The 14,240-nt window shown below is 49.2% G+C and carries 14 protein-coding genes; 6 read left to right on the top strand and 8 right to left on the bottom strand.

Annotation, left to right across the window (positions count from 1 at the left end):
• Positions 1–4 precede the first annotated feature (4 nt).
• A complete protein-coding gene (lpdA, locus tag ABUL11_RS06745) occupies positions 5–1,777 on the top strand; it encodes a dihydrolipoyl dehydrogenase (RefSeq protein ID WP_350283100.1) in 1,773 nt (590 codons plus the stop codon).
• Between the two features lie 45 nt (positions 1,778–1,822).
• On the opposite strand, the gene ABUL11_RS06740 is transcribed toward lpdA, so the two are convergent.
• Both ABUL11_RS06740 and ABUL11_RS06735 read right to left on the bottom strand, forming a co-directional pair.
• Positions 1,823–3,004, bottom strand: a complete 1,182-nt coding sequence (locus ABUL11_RS06740) for a porin (RefSeq protein WP_350283099.1) — start codon at positions 3,002–3,004, stop codon at positions 1,823–1,825.
• Positions 3,005–3,114: 110 nt separating this feature from the next.
• Positions 3,115–3,771 (bottom strand): helix-turn-helix transcriptional regulator, encoded by a 657-nt coding sequence (locus ABUL11_RS06735; protein ID WP_350283098.1) that lies wholly within the window; start codon positions 3,769–3,771, stop codon positions 3,115–3,117.
• Positions 3,772–3,879: 108 nt separating this feature from the next.
• Between ABUL11_RS06735 and ABUL11_RS06730 the strand changes: the two genes are divergently transcribed.
• Together ABUL11_RS06730 and ABUL11_RS06725 are read left to right on the top strand one after the other, a co-directional pair.
• Positions 3,880–4,218 carry a hypothetical protein gene (locus ABUL11_RS06730; RefSeq protein WP_350283097.1) on the top strand — a complete coding sequence of 113 codons (339 nt, stop codon included), beginning with the start codon at positions 3,880–3,882 and terminating at the stop codon, positions 4,216–4,218.
• 22 nt (positions 4,219–4,240) lie between these two features.
• Entirely contained in the window at positions 4,241–4,666 is a 426-nt protein-coding gene (locus tag ABUL11_RS06725) for a DUF2231 domain-containing protein (RefSeq protein ID WP_350283096.1), read from the top strand.
• 121 nt (positions 4,667–4,787) lie between these two features.
• Here ABUL11_RS06725 and trpE read toward each other — a convergent pair whose 3' ends face one another.
• The 3 genes from trpE to rpe form a co-directional block, all read right to left on the bottom strand.
• The gene (gene trpE, locus ABUL11_RS06720) at positions 4,788–6,275 is read right to left on the bottom strand and encodes an anthranilate synthase component I (protein WP_350283095.1); all 1,488 of its coding nucleotides are present in this window, start codon (positions 6,273–6,275) and stop codon (positions 4,788–4,790) included.
• Positions 6,276–6,377: 102 nt separating this feature from the next.
• Positions 6,378–7,100 carry a phosphoglycolate phosphatase gene (locus ABUL11_RS06715; protein WP_350283094.1) on the bottom strand — a complete coding sequence of 241 codons (723 nt, stop codon included), beginning with the start codon at positions 7,098–7,100 and terminating at the stop codon, positions 6,378–6,380.
• A gap of 19 nt (positions 7,101–7,119) precedes the next feature.
• Positions 7,120–7,800: a ribulose-phosphate 3-epimerase gene (rpe, locus tag ABUL11_RS06710; RefSeq protein WP_350283093.1), complete on the bottom strand. Its 681-nt coding sequence runs from the start codon at positions 7,798–7,800 to the stop codon at positions 7,120–7,122.
• A gap of 151 nt (positions 7,801–7,951) precedes the next feature.
• On the opposite strand from rpe, the gene ABUL11_RS06705 reads away from it, so the two are divergent.
• Genes ABUL11_RS06705 through ABUL11_RS06695 form a run of 3 tightly spaced genes read left to right on the top strand, consistent with a single transcriptional unit; the run spans position 7,952 to position 10,149 of the window.
• On the top strand, positions 7,952–9,280 hold the full coding sequence (locus ABUL11_RS06705; protein WP_350283092.1) for an aminopeptidase P N-terminal domain-containing protein: 1,329 nt from the start codon (positions 7,952–7,954) through the stop codon (positions 9,278–9,280).
• A gap of 50 nt (positions 9,281–9,330) precedes the next feature.
• Complete coding sequence (locus tag ABUL11_RS06700) at positions 9,331–9,600, top strand: hypothetical protein (protein WP_350283091.1); 270 nt, start codon at positions 9,331–9,333, stop codon at positions 9,598–9,600.
• Between the two features lie 30 nt (positions 9,601–9,630).
• Entirely contained in the window at positions 9,631–10,149 is a 519-nt protein-coding gene (locus ABUL11_RS06695; RefSeq protein ID WP_350283090.1) for a DUF3617 domain-containing protein, read from the top strand.
• A 111-nt stretch (positions 10,150–10,260) separates the two neighbouring features.
• Here ABUL11_RS06695 and ABUL11_RS06690 read toward each other — a convergent pair whose 3' ends face one another.
• The 3 genes from ABUL11_RS06690 to ABUL11_RS06680 all read right to left on the bottom strand — a co-directional run bounded on the left by ABUL11_RS06690 (position 10,261) and on the right by ABUL11_RS06680 (position 14,145).
• Positions 10,261–12,672: a TonB-dependent siderophore receptor gene (locus ABUL11_RS06690; protein WP_350283089.1), complete on the bottom strand. Its 2,412-nt coding sequence runs from the start codon at positions 12,670–12,672 to the stop codon at positions 10,261–10,263.
• A 108-nt stretch (positions 12,673–12,780) separates the two neighbouring features.
• Entirely contained in the window at positions 12,781–13,632 is an 852-nt protein-coding gene (locus tag ABUL11_RS06685; protein ID WP_350283088.1) for a FecR family protein, read from the bottom strand.
• Positions 13,633–14,145 carry an RNA polymerase sigma factor gene (locus ABUL11_RS06680; RefSeq protein WP_350283087.1) on the bottom strand — a complete coding sequence of 171 codons (513 nt, stop codon included), beginning with the start codon at positions 14,143–14,145 and terminating at the stop codon, positions 13,633–13,635. It lies immediately after the preceding gene.
• Between the last annotated feature and the right edge of the window lie 95 nt (positions 14,146–14,240).

Below are 14,240 nucleotides of genomic sequence, written 5' to 3'. Positions count from 1 at the left end.
AACGATGACGCAATTTACAAAAGTAACTTTGCCCGATATTGGTGATTTCCAGGAGGTTCCAGTAGTAGAAATCTTGGTGAACCCAGGTGATGAAGTCGAGCAGGAGACACCTCTGCTGGTACTTGAAACTGATAAGGCATCAATGGAAGTGCCTGCACCCCAGGCAGGTATTGTGCGGGAGATACATGTCAAAGCGGGTGACAGAATTTCACAAGGTTCTCTCATTGTCACTCTGGAAATCGAGGAAGTAGATATCCAGGCAGCTTCAGCTGCGTCATCCGGTGATACAGGCAGGACTGACAACCAACCAACTGCTTCAGATACAGAAGCATCTGTCGAGAGGGTGACGCCAGCCCCGGTAACTGCTCGTGGAGAAATTCATGCTGAAGTGGCCGTATTAGGAGCTGGTCCGGGTGGCTATACTGCGGCATTTCGCGCCGCTGACCTGGGTAAGCAGGTTGTGCTGATCGAGCGCTATCCTACGCTTGGTGGCGTTTGCCTGAATGTGGGCTGTATTCCTTCCAAGGCGCTGTTGCATGCTGCAAAAACGCTTACGGAAGCGAAAGAAGCGAGTCTGTATGGTATCCGTTTCGGACAGCCTAAAATCGATATCGATGGACTGCATTCATGGAAAGAGTCAGTGGTGAGCAAGCTGACCAAGGGTTTATCGATGCTTGCCAGACAGCGCAAGGTAACCGTTATCCATGGTGCTGGAAAGTTCGTGGATCCACATCGGATAGAAATCAAAACACTGGATGGAGTCAAAACGATCTCGTTCGATCATTGTGTTATTGCAGCTGGTTCCAGTGTAGCGCGTATTCCGGGATTTCCCACCGATGAGCGCATCATCGATTCAACCGGAGCGCTGGCATTAGCGGAGATTCCTGAACGCATGCTTATTCTGGGAGGTGGAATTATCGGGCTGGAGATGGCTACGGTCTATCACGCACTGGGTACTAAGATCAGTATTGTGGAGCGGATGGCGCAACTTATTCCGGGAGCCGATGCTGATCTGATCAAACCGCTTTACAAGAAACTGAGAGCAGAATGCGAAGCAATTTACCTCAATACCAGTGTCAGTCGGATTGAAGCTGGCAAGGAGGGGTTGCAGGTATTTTTCGAGGGTAAACAGGCGCCTGAGCCACAACGATATGATCGGGTATTGGTTGCGGTCGGGCGTCGGCCAAACGGAAAACTGATCGATGCCGAGGCTGCCGGTATCAATGTGGATGAACGCGGATTCATTTCGGTGGATAAGCAAATGCGGACCAGTGTTCCGCACATTTTTGCAATCGGTGATATTGCCGGAGATCCTATGTTGGCACATAAAGCTTCGCATGAAGGTAAAATTGCGGCAGAAGTCATTGCCGGATACAAAGTTGCGTTCGATGCACGTACCATTCCCTCGGTTGCCTATACCGATCCCGAAGTTGCCTGGATGGGGCTGACAGAAACTGAAGCCGAAAAGCAAGGTATTGCCTATGAAAAAGCGGTATTCCCTTGGGCTGCCAGTGGCCGTGCAATTACCATGACGCGCGACGAAGGCATGACCAAACTGCTCTTTGATAAGGTCAGTAAGAAAATTTTAGGAGGCGGCATGGTTGGGCCGCATGCGGGAGAGCTGATTGCAGAAACCGTGTTGGCTTTGGAAATGGGGGCCGATATGCAGGATATTGGACTGACCATCCATCCTCATCCTACTTTGTCTGAGACCATTCTTTTTGCTGCAGAGCTGGCTGAAGGTACGATCACGGATTTGTACGTTCCAAAGAAGTGAGTGTGAAGCAGTAAGTGCTCAGTCAGGCAGAGTACATTTGGAAAATTAGAAATGCAGGATGGCACTGCCCGAAAGCAGTATTTGGTCATTGTCTGTACCGTCCTTGAACACATCATGGTGAATGGCCATATCGTAGCGAACTTCGGAACGCAACGTGATTCCGGGGATCGGTTTGTAGTTTAATCCTGCAGTAACACCGATGAAATCTTCATCATTGCCGTTGCTCATTACACGGGTTCCGTTTTGGTCGTGGAACCATTCAAAACGTAGTCCTGCTCCAAGCTGGTTTGAAATATCATACAGAAGATACTGATTGATTCCATACCATGTAGCGGAGGAAGAATTCGGTGTTCCCGCTTCAATTCCGAAGTCATGTTGTACCACGTAATGCAGTTTATCAGTGATGCTTCGTTCCAGCTCGATGCTATACATCGTACGATTATGGTCATGGTTCAGAGGGCCGGTTTTTACATCACCAGTGATCAGTGATGCGGAAAGCATGGTTTTTCTGTCATCGGTGATGTAATTCAGCCCCCCCAGATAGTCAGGAGAGTGCTTGGAAAAGGCATCCCATCGGGTAACAACCCCGCTTTTAACGGTAAGATTGTCATTGACCGGATAGGAAAGCATGATACCCATGTGTGTAAAAGGCTCTGCATACCGCATGGTGTAGGCATGTGAGAAAAAGAAATTGTTGGGTGACATCGGAGACTCATACCCGATAATCGTATAAAAATGACCGACCGCCATGCTTACACCATTCCCGATTGGTGCATACAAATTGACATACAGTTGAGGAAATACCAGTTGATGTTTCGGGTTATCTCCCAGAATGGTTGAGTCGAAGCTGGAAGTCTTGACGAATTTTGCATCTGTACCGTACAAAAGGTCGGCGCGCATGCCGATATCCCACGAATTTCTGCCGGGATCTATTTCTTTTTCGATATAGGCATAAACCTGGTGGAGGTTGAACTGGTTGGCGCCATCGTTAAATGCCACCGGGAAGTTCGAATGATTATGTGGATCCCCAGGATTACCGGTAAATCCGGCTTCCACCCATCCTCTAAATTTCAGTTTGATTGATGGGGCAGGCGTGATTTCATTGATGTTGTAGCCGGTCAGCGTGTTGATTAACCCGGTTTCTTCGGCAAGAACCGAAGAGGCAGCAAGCAGGCTGAATAACATGAATAGCGAGGTACCGGTTCTGTTGCATCGAAATGGGCGCATAGAGTGATTTCCTGCTTGTTGTTCTATCGGATCGGGGAAAAGATGAGCCTTTTTATTCAGGTTTACGATATTCGGATAAATAATGTTGCCATTTGCTGCAAATATGATTATCAGGATCGAGGTTCGCCAGGACTGGTTATTTTGAAGCGACAATACTTTCCATCTCTGACGATACATTCCGTGTGTTCGATATCGGCTTTCAGCAAATGCTTCAGGAAACTGATGTCGAGTTTGCAAAATTCCTGGTGCTGCTGAGCCAGTTCCTGAAAAACACAGTTATTTGCGACAATTTCTGCCTGGTTTTCTGATATCCGATATATTTCGGTATCGTAACCAAGCTCGCTCATGATGGTAATGGCTTCCTGAAGTTTGTCACTGCGGGAAGCATGCTGCGTGAGGCGATGTTCCAACCCGCTTGCCATTTCTTTGCCAAGCTCGGTCAAACAAATATCGAGCTCATGTTCGCCCATATTTTTGTCTATCCAGGAAAGCAGCAGCTTTGCCAGAAATGAGTATCGCCGCTGGAACAGTTCCAGGCCATTGGGTGTCAGCGTGTATACCCGGCCCGGCCTGCCGCCGGTACTTTCCTGCAAGGCGCTCTGGATGAAACCGCTGCTGCCCAGATGAGTAAGATGTTGATTGACGGCATTACGGGAAATAGTCAGCAGACTAGATAATTCTTCTACTGTCAGCCCTTTGCGATGATGTAACAGGGCGGTGAGCAGAGATTGCTGGCGTTCCCCCAGCAATGACAAAGCAGATTTCATAATTTATGATGAACCGTTATCTCATGTTTTAACATATTTATATTGCGAAAGTATTTTAACTTGCAGTATAGTGGAATCCTCTCGGTAAAAAAAGAGGAGGAGACTGAGATGTTGAATATTTCAATTCTGATTTTTGCAATTGCGGCATTAGGGGGGGTATTTCTGGCTTCCAAGGTACTTGCTGGTAAGCTGGCTCCATGGCCTGTTTCCATCATACATGCTCTGCTGGGTGCAGCAGGGCTGGTAACACTGATACTGGTGCTAATGGAAGGACCGGAAAACAATCGTCTGACTGCTGCACTGGCTCTGCTGGTTGTGGCTGCATTAGGTGGATTTTATCTTGCTTCACTCCATGCTAAATCAGCGATAGCACCTAAAGGCGTCGTCTTCATTCATGCCGGGGTGGCTGTTGCAGGCTTTCTTACACTGTTGAGCGTATTGTTGTAAGTTTCGAAAAGGAGAGATTGATATGAGACACCCCATTCATCCGATGCTGGTTCATTTTCCCGTTGCGACCTTGTTTCTTGCAACGTTAGGGGATATTGCCGGCTTGTTCATGGATGAGCAAGTCAGTCGGGTGACCGGGGTGCTGCTCGTTATCGGTACGATTACTGCATTACTTGCTATGGTGGCGGGCCTGATGGAGCTTGGAAAAATTGATCAACAGAGTCCGGCGATGAAGGTCGCCAATCAGCACATGATGCTGATGATGGCTAGCTGGTCATTTTATGCAGTCAGTCTGTTTCTGAGGTTGGAAGGAACCCGTTTGGGCCAGCCGGGTATGGTTGCCATTGCCATGTCTGTTGCGGGGTTGATCGTTCTCTGTATCGGCGGCTGGCTGGGAGGTAAGCTTGTTTATGAATACGGCGTGGGTACCCGTTCCAATCAATCCTGACAGGGGAAATTGGGTCGTAATCATAATAAGTCAGCTGGTAATAATTTTGTATTGGCACTGATGTGCCAAATAAATGGCTAAGGCGAAGGTACAGAACCTGTTTTCGTATTTTGTATAGCTTTCAGGTAATCGTGCTGTCCAGGCCACTTTCAGCAATTTCTGCTGCTCGCAGGACTGCCCTCGCCTTGTTGCAGGTTTCGATCCATTCACTTTGTGGAACGGAGTCAGCCACGATACCGGCTCCCGCTTGCACATGCAGCATACCGTCCTTGATCAGGCCGGTACGGATGGCAATGGCCAAGTCCATGTCGCCATTGAATTCGAGATAACCGACCGCGCCGGCATAAATACCGCGCTTGGAGATTTCCAGCTCATCGATGATTTCCATTGCCCTGACTTTAGGTGCTCCGCTGACGGTACCCGCAGGGAAGGTGGCGCGTAGTACATCGATCGCATTCAAACCCGGTTTGAGCCTTCCTTCGACATTGGAAACAATGTGCATGACATGCGAGTAGTGTTCTATCTGCATGTTTTCAGTGACTTTTACACTACCGGTCTGGGCAACTCGGCCAATATCGTTGCGTCCCAGATCCATCAGCATGATATGTTCCGCCCGCTCTTTGGGATCGGCCAGCAAATCTGCCGCCAGTGCCTGGTCAGCTTGGGTATCCTGGCCACGTGGTCGGGTACCGGCAATTGGACGGACAGTAACTGTATCCTTTTCCAGTCTGACCAGAATTTCCGGTGAGGCGCCGACGATATGAAAATCCCCCAGATGATAATTGAACATATAGGGCGATGGGTTGAGGCTTCGCAGTGCACGATACAGTGCCAGTGGCGAAGCAGAGTAGGGTTTGCTGGTACGTTGCGAGAGGACGACCTGCATGATGTCGCCCTCCAGGATGTAGTGCCTGGCTTTTTCCACTGCGGCAATGAAGTCAGCTTCGGGAAATTCACTTACAGCTGCTTCGGAGGAAGTAGATTTTTCAACTGGTATTGAGAGTGGTTCTCGCAGTTTATGCAGCAACTCCCGGAGACGATTTTTGCCGATCTGATAGGCATTTTCCAGCACCGGGTCGGTGTAGATGATCAGGTAAAGCTTACCGGAGAGATTGTCCATGACAACCAGTTCTTCCGACAGCAGTAACAGAATATCCGGTGTCTGTATCGTATCCGGACGTGCATGTCCTGCCAGCTTCGGCTCAATGTAACGAATGGTGTCATAGGAAAAATACCCGGCCAGCCCTCCGCTGAAACGAGGCAATCCCGCATGGGGTGCTACCTTGAACCGGCTCAGGAAGGTGCCGATGAAACCAAGCACATCACTGGTGTCGATTTCTTCCTTCATTTCGTTGCGACTGATGATGCGAACAAGGCTGGAGCAGGCTTCCAACCGTATTTCTGCAGGTAATCCGATGACCGAGTAACGTCCGAATCGCTCCCCTCCCAGGATTGATTCCAGTAAATAGGAGTAAGGCTTGTTTGCCAGCTTGAGGTAAATGGAGAGAGGCGTGTCCAGATCAGCGAATGTCTCCAACACCAGCGGTATCCGGTTATAGCCTTGTGCTGCTAGATCGTTGAATTCACTTTCAGTTATGCAATGATTCATAGAAAACAAGGTATTGCTGAAATGGTCGGATTAATGAGATGAAGCTTTACCGGTCGATAGAATCAAGGCTGCTGTAGCCAACGAAAGTTTGCCGTAAGCTGATCAAGTGTTGTGCCGGTAGGTGATCAACCGGGTGGCATCCATGATAGTATCGACTACTGCATCGCAATCGAGCTCACGTACGTCATGCCCTTCGTTATAGCCATAAGGTACACAGAAAATATGGCAGCCCGCTGCACGTGCAGCAATAGCGTCGTTCGATGAATCACCAATCAGTAATGCGGCTTTGGGCAATATGTCGAAGTGTTTGCAGGCATGCAGCAATGGCAGTGGATCCGGTTTTTTCTTCGGCAGGCTGTCACCCGACAATACCAGTTCGAAATAATCCAGCAGGCCAGTTTTGCGCAGCAATGGCAGGGTGAAAATTTCGGTTTTGTTAGTAATGCAGACCAAGCGGAACCCACTTTGCTTGAGTTGTTCGAGTCCTTCGACGACACCGGGATAAGGTCGTGTATGCACATGCAGATTTTCCGCATAGCAACGTTCATAAATCGGTAGCGCCTGTTCGAAGAGTTCGGGATCCGGTTCGCCATCCGGGCTGTTGGTGAGTGTGCGCTTGACGAGCTTGGGAACGCCCTTGCCAATGAAAGTTTGGATAGTCGATGAGGGCAGTTCCGCCATACTCAGCTCACGCAACATTTCATTGGCGGCCAGAGCCAGATCTTGTGCAGTGTCGAGCAGGGTGCCATCCAGATCGATGATGATGGCTTTGAGTGGTAACGGGAACAAGCTTGAGTCAGATGGTTGTGTATTGGATTGAGTCATGAGAGTAACCAGTTCCTGATCAGGCGACTTTTGCCAATTCAGCGCGCATGGCGGCAATGATGCTGTCATAGCGGTGAGGATCACTTTCTTTACCTGCACCGTAAATGGCAGAACCGGCCACAAAAGTATCTGCACCGGCCCGGGCGATTTCCGCAATGTTATCCACTTTTACACCACCATCGATTTCCAGCAGAATGTCACGGCCGCTTGCATTGATACGTTCCCTGGTCCGGCGTAATTTATTCAGTGCTTCGGGAATGAAAGCCTGCCCGCCGAAACCGGGGTTGACCGACATGATCAGGATCAGGTCGAGTTTGTCCAGGACGTGGTCGAGATACGAAAGCGAGGTGGCCGGATTGAAAACCAGTCCTGCCTTGCATCCCTGCTCCTTGATGAGTCCGATCGTACGATCGATGTGACGTGAGGCTTCCGGGTGGAAGGAAATGATGTTGGCGCCCGCCTTGGCAAAATCAGGAATGATACGATCAACCGGTTCTACCATCAGATGCACATCGATCATCGCTTTGGTTAAGGGGCGGATTGCCTCACACACCAGTGGTCCGATCGTCAGATTGGGAACGTAATGGTTGTCCATGACATCAAAATGAATGATGTCTGCACCAGAATCCAGAACCTGCGTGATTTCTTCACCCAGTCTGGCAAAATTGGCGGAAAGAATACTCGGGGCGATGCGATACATGATGGGACCTCATAAGGAAATGTCACATTTTAACCATAAATGGAAACGGGAAGTTAATAATGCTTTTGAATGGATATTGGGTTTACCAGGTTGACAAGATGTGTAGCCGTTTCTTTGCTTTCTTCCATGATTCCTGCAAGAATCTGACAATATGACTCCGACCCAGACCTTCATCGATCGCAGAAAGCATCTGCTGTCAAAAATACAGCATGGCGTTGCGGTGATTGCTACTTCGCCGGAAAAATACCGTAACCGGGATACGCATTATCCTTATCGTTTCGACAGTTATTTCTACTATCTGACAGGTTTTCGCGAACCCGAAGCAGTGCTGGTACTGGTTGCAACCGGCGACGCAAATACTTCGCAGCAAATTTTATTTTGCCGTGACAAAGATATCGAGCGCGAAATCTGGGATGGATTTCGTTATGGGCCGGAAGCCGCACGGGAGCTTTTCGGTTTTGATGCAGCATATTCCATTACCCGGCTGGATGAACTGGCCGGTGAGCTTCTGGCGGATCAGCCCGCCGTATTTCATGCCTTCGGCCATGATACTTCCTGGGATCAGCGTGTGGTAGGGTGGATCAGCCGGGTACGGGAACAGGTCAGAAAGGGGGTATCGGCACCTGCTGAAATCCGGGATATCCGCCATTTACTCGATGAAATGCGTCTGATCAAGAATAACGATGAATTGGCAGTGATGCGTGAAGCAGCCAGGATTTCAGTGGAGGCACACAAGCGTGCCATGCGGGCAACCCGTCCTGGCAGATATGAGTATGAAATAGAAGCTGAATTACTGTATGAATTTCGCCGGCAGGGCGCTGAGGCTCCCGCCTATACATCGATCGTGGCGGGTGGTGCGAATGCATGTGTACTGCATTACATTCAGAACAACGCGCAACTGCAGGCAGATGATTTGTTGCTGATCGATGCGGCTTGTGAGTTGCACGGCTATGCGGCGGACATTACACGTACTTTTCCAGTGAATGGCAGATTTTCCACTGTACAAAAAGATGTTTATCAACTGGTACTTGCCGCGCAGTGTGCTGCAATTGACACGATTCGGCCCGGTAGCAACTGGGATTCACCACATCAGGCTGCTTTGCGGGTGCTGGTGCAAGGCTTTATTGATTTGAATTTGTGCCAGGGCAGTCCGGATACTGTCATCGAAACGGAATCCTATAAACGTTTTTATATGCACCGGACCGGGCACTGGCTGGGATTGGATGTACATGATGCCGGAGAATATAAACAGGCTGGCCAGTGGCGTGAATTGGTACCGGGAATGACGTTGACGGTCGAACCGGGTTGTTACATCCGTCCGGCTGAAGATGTTCCGAAACATTTCTGGAATATAGGCATAAGAATCGAGGATGATGTGGCAGTTACACCGACCGGACATGAAGTGCTTACCGGAGCGGTACCTAAAAGTGTGGCTGAAATAGAGGAGTGGATGCAATGTACGACGATTTCAGAAAGATAATTATCAGGCGGATTGGACACTCTGGACAAGCCGGCCCCGAGGGTGAATCTTTGAAAACACCAAGAGCGAACAAATGGCTGTTTTACCTGACGCTCATACCGGCAGTGACTGTAGTGGTAGTGTTGGGCGCATTCTTTTTTTCAATCGTGCTGGCATTGTTTGTCGCCGTAGCTGGTGTGATTGGTGCCCGATTCTGGTGGTTACGGCGTAAATTCCGGAAGTCAATGTCTGCTGCGGCCGAGCAAAAAAATAGCATGATTGAAGATGCCGAAATCCTTGAAGTCAGGGAAAAGGATAAAAGCGACCGCGGACATCATTAATTATTTTCAATCGTTATTGACGGGGCAGCCATGCGCAAGCTTGCAACGATTATCCTGTTTTCGATGATCGGTACATCCGGCTGGTGTGAAGACACTATTCGACCCGGCTTATGGGAAGTCACGACCCGATCGGATCTGCTCGGGCTGGTTGCACATGTTCCATCCGAGCAGATGCAGCAGATTACCAGTCTTGCCAGGCAATATGGATTGAAAATGCCGCGCATTCAGGAAGGTGCTGCCATTTCAAAGGTGTGTATTACTCCGGAGATGGCAGAACAGGATATTCCTTCGCATTTTTACGAGAATCAGTCCGGATGTTCGGTCGTAAATGCCACCCGGTCCGCGAATCGCTATCAGGTGGAACTTGTCTGTGACAATTCCCGTTTCAAAGGGAACGGTCACGCTGAAGGTGTTTTCTCTACTCCCGAGAGTTTTACTGGCAAAACGGAATTCAACAGTACGGTCCAAGGTACACCGCTGTATGTATATGCCGAAACGAGCGGTCAGTGGATCGGTGCGCAGTGTGAGGCAGTGCAGCCTGTGCGATAGATTTGAGATGTTCGGGTATCGACTCATATGGCTGTTAAGTCATAAGAGCTTATCCCAATAAGCCTGTAGAGAAGGCCAGGTAATGACCTTGAGAGATACAGATTCATCGGATCAAAATGGCACGATCAGATTAGCCAATACAGTACGGGGCAACCCTGGATAAAGCACCCTGAAATTAGCGCCTGAGGCCGATCCTGATTCGTAATGCGTCTTATCAAATATATTACGCAGATTGACTTGCAGGCGTGTACCCGGCAGACCAAATCTGAAAGTGTAGGCGATCATAGCATCGATGATTGTGTACGCTGGCAGTCGCGCCAGGTTGGTATTATTTACATATTTGCTACCCGTGTAATATACGCCCCCGCCTACTGTCCAACCCTGGGCAAACCCACTTAAATCATAAGTTGTCCATAAATTAGCAGAATGGTGCGGTGTAAAAGACAGCTCCTTGCCCACATTGGCAGGTGTGTTGTCCTTGGTAATCTCGGTATCGATGTATGCATAGCCCGCGATTACATTCCAGCGATGAGTCAACTGGCCAACGGCTTCAAACTCCCAGCCTTCGGAATTGACTTCACCACTGATTTCCCGAAATGCTGGATCACTCAGCGAGGCTGTTGGTACATTGGTCTTAGTCAGATTGAAATAGGCCATTGAAGTACGCAGTCGGCCATCTAGCCACTCAGCTTTCGCGCCAACTTCATATTGCTGTGCCTTGGAAGGGGGTGCATATTGGCCCGGGCCGGTAAATACATTTACATTCGGCGCAGAAGAACGAGTGTACGAGCCATAAATACTCGCCCAAGGCTGTGGCTTGAAAATTACACCTACAGTCGGATCGATATTGCTGTATTTTTGCCGAGGAATGACCATATCTGTGGCACCACTCCAATCGGTGGGCGTATCGCTATAGGCAGAATAGCGCAATCCCGCGAGCAGGTTCAGGTAACGGTTGATGCTCACATAATCCTGAAAAGCGATACCGTAATCGCGCATACTGCCTCGCACTTTGATGTCATAGGGTGCGCTCAACGAAGCACCGCCGGTGGGACGAGGGTCATAGAGATCAACCGGATCGAGCGAATCGTCAGCTGATGGAAACCCACCCCGCTCTTTGTAGGATGAAGTATCGGCTGTCACAGTGACGAGGTGGCGCATGCCCATCAGCATCAAATTTCCTTTCAATTGGGCCTGAATGGTCTGTGCAGTCATGAATTGATCGCCTGGATAAGCATAGCGATGAACCTTACCGTCAATTACCTCACCCATGAAATAAACATTTGTGTAATCACGTATGGTTCGATTATTGACGTAGCCGAAATTTACGGACCATGCGTCATTGAATCGGTGATCCAGTCTCGCAGTGAATAGTCGGTGGCTACCTTTAAAAGTAGCTTCCGGCTCACCGTAAAACTTGTTCAGCAAACGATTGGCACTAGATATATTCTGCGGGTCGGGTAGCGGCAACCCTACATAAGTAAGTTGTTTGCGGTGAGTATATTCCAAATCGAGATCCAAGCGCGTCTGTGGAGTCAACTTGAAAGTCAATGCACCGGCAACATCATGTTGCTGCGGTTTCACATCATCGACGATGAAAGCCTGCCGTGTCGTGCCGGCATTAAAACGATAGAGCATGGTAGCTGACTCATTTACCGCACCGGTCACATCCAGTGCTGCCTCATAATAGCCCTTGCTACCGATGCCTAGCCTGACTTCATGAAATCGCTCCGCCTGCGGCTGCTTGGTGACGATATTCATCAGCGCACCAGGCTCGACCCGGCCATAATCCATCGACATCGCACCTTTGATGACTTCATAACGCGCCACGTTGTGATGCGCTGGCTGCATCAGATTGATGTAACGAAAACCATTACGCAAATAGTTATTGACGTTCGAAAGTACAAAACCGCGGGTAAAAAGTGCATCATAAGTACCGACATAACTTGTCGTACGTACACCCGCGACGTTGCGCACGACATCGCCTATAGTTTGTGCTGCTTGATCAATCGCGGTTTCAACCGGAATGACAGAGACTGTCATCGGCGTGTCGAGAATGGAAGCGCCTGAACGTGTTACCGCAGCCGTATCTGCTTTGACTCTTGTCTGATTTTCAGTACCCACGCTTGCTGATACGGTTACCGTCGGTAGGGTGCTGGTCTGATTAGTGGCTAGTTGTGCGGATATGACTGTAAAACCGTGATCACTGGTAGCTTGCCATACCAGGCCAGAATCTGCCAGTAGCCGTTCCAGTGCCTGTTGGGGTGTTAATGCTCCTTTGACTGCCGGCGCCATTCTGGTTTCGGTCAGATCGGTCGAAAATATAATGCGCGCACCTGTTTGGCGAGCCAGTGTATTGAGTGCTTTATCCAGCGGTTGGATTGGAATATCGATCTGGGTATCCGCAGCGAGTACAGTGGGATGACTGTTGAACAACAACAATATCAGTAGGATGGATTCGAATACATGAAACCTTATGCCGTATAGCGTGTTTTTAAGCGTACTTTTAATTCTGTTTTGCATCTGAATAGCTCCACTGTGAATTTTTGGCTTTCACAGGGTTGGCGTTTATCAAGAAGCAAATGTTGAGGTGTGTTGGAAATTTTTTACTCTCGCTCGGGTTCCCAGGAATCAGCGGCTTTCTATGGTAACGGTATTGTCCGGTGCCCGTCGTATCCTGACAGCGATACTGATCGGTAAAGTGTCGATCAGAGATTCGATACCTTGAATGTCGTATTCACCTGATACACGCAAACGGGCAGCTTTTTCATCCTGTATGATCAGTGGGGCCTGGCGATAGCGCTGTATTTCAGCAATGGCTTCCTGCAATGGCGTGCCATCGAATATCAGTTTACCCTGTAGCCAGGCGGCTGCAGTGGTGGCTGCAAGGGATTGAATGGGTGCAATCGAATGACCGTGCGTGAGGGTGGCTTGATTTTGTATCAGTATCTGCTTGGTTGTTGGGGTGCTGATTTCCACCGCCCCTTCTATCACGGTAACCATGGCCCCTTTCTGGGTATGACGTACATTAAAGACTGTGCCAATATCGCGGATGGTTGCATGGTTGGCATAAACCATGAAAGGCCGCCAGCTATGTTTAACATGGAATGATGCTTCACCCTGGGTAAGCGTGAGGTGTTGCGAGCGCAATCGGGTTTCAGCCTGTACGGTAGTCTGTGTATTCAAGGTGATGACGCTGCCGTCGAGCAAGGTATAGGCCGATTGCTGGCCGATTGTTGTAGTGAATTGACAGCTTTGCAGCACGGGGTCGATCAGCCAGATGCTGACCAGCAATATGGATAACGCAGTGCCGATAGCTGATTTGATACGTCGCCGGCGTTTGCACTGTGTTTTAGCTTCCTGCAGAATTTCTTCCCGCGAAGGAAAATGTGCGCGTAATGCATTTTCATAAGGTGATAGTTTGTCATCCGCTGGTATATCTTGCTTGTTAGCGGATTGAGGTTCTTGCTGTGGTGGGCGCATTTATTCCCAGTGCCACGTGCGTTGTATGGTTGCCATGGCTCGTGAAAAATGTTGGGTCACCATATTGCGTGAAATACCCAATTCCTGAGCGATTTCCAGTTGTGGCATGCCGTGCAGGCGATGCAACAGAAATACTTGCTGCTGACGGGGTGGCAGGCTCTCGATAATACGTTTGAGCGCTTCCAGTCGTTGGGTGAAATCCAGTATTGCCGCACCATCTGTATCATGCGCATGAATATCAGGTATTTCTGCCACGGAGTTGATATAACGGCGCTGTCTTTCATCATTGCGGCAAAGGTCAATTGCGCGGTTCTTTATTGCCCGTCGTAAAAAGGCGAGTGGTGTGTGAATGACCTTTTCCGGTGGATGTTCAATGAGTTGCAAACAGACATCATGTACTACTTCATATGCGAAGTGACGATCCCCGAAATAATGTCGAACGTAGTCCACCAGGTCCTTATAGTGATAGGCTAATGTGACAATGAGTACGGAATGGGATGAAATTGAAGACATGATGCAAACGGGCTAATTGGTTTGAAACGAGATTATCCTAATTTAACCTGAGTTCGGGATAAGCCCTCAGGGTTGAGCCAAGCTATTGACTCTGG

It is taken from the genome of Nitrosomonas sp. (assembly GCF_040256045.1).
Lineage (GTDB): Bacteria > Pseudomonadota > Gammaproteobacteria > Burkholderiales > Nitrosomonadaceae > Nitrosomonas.
Note: the sequence above shows the minus strand (reverse complement) of the source record. Positions and strands in the feature narration are given on the sequence as shown.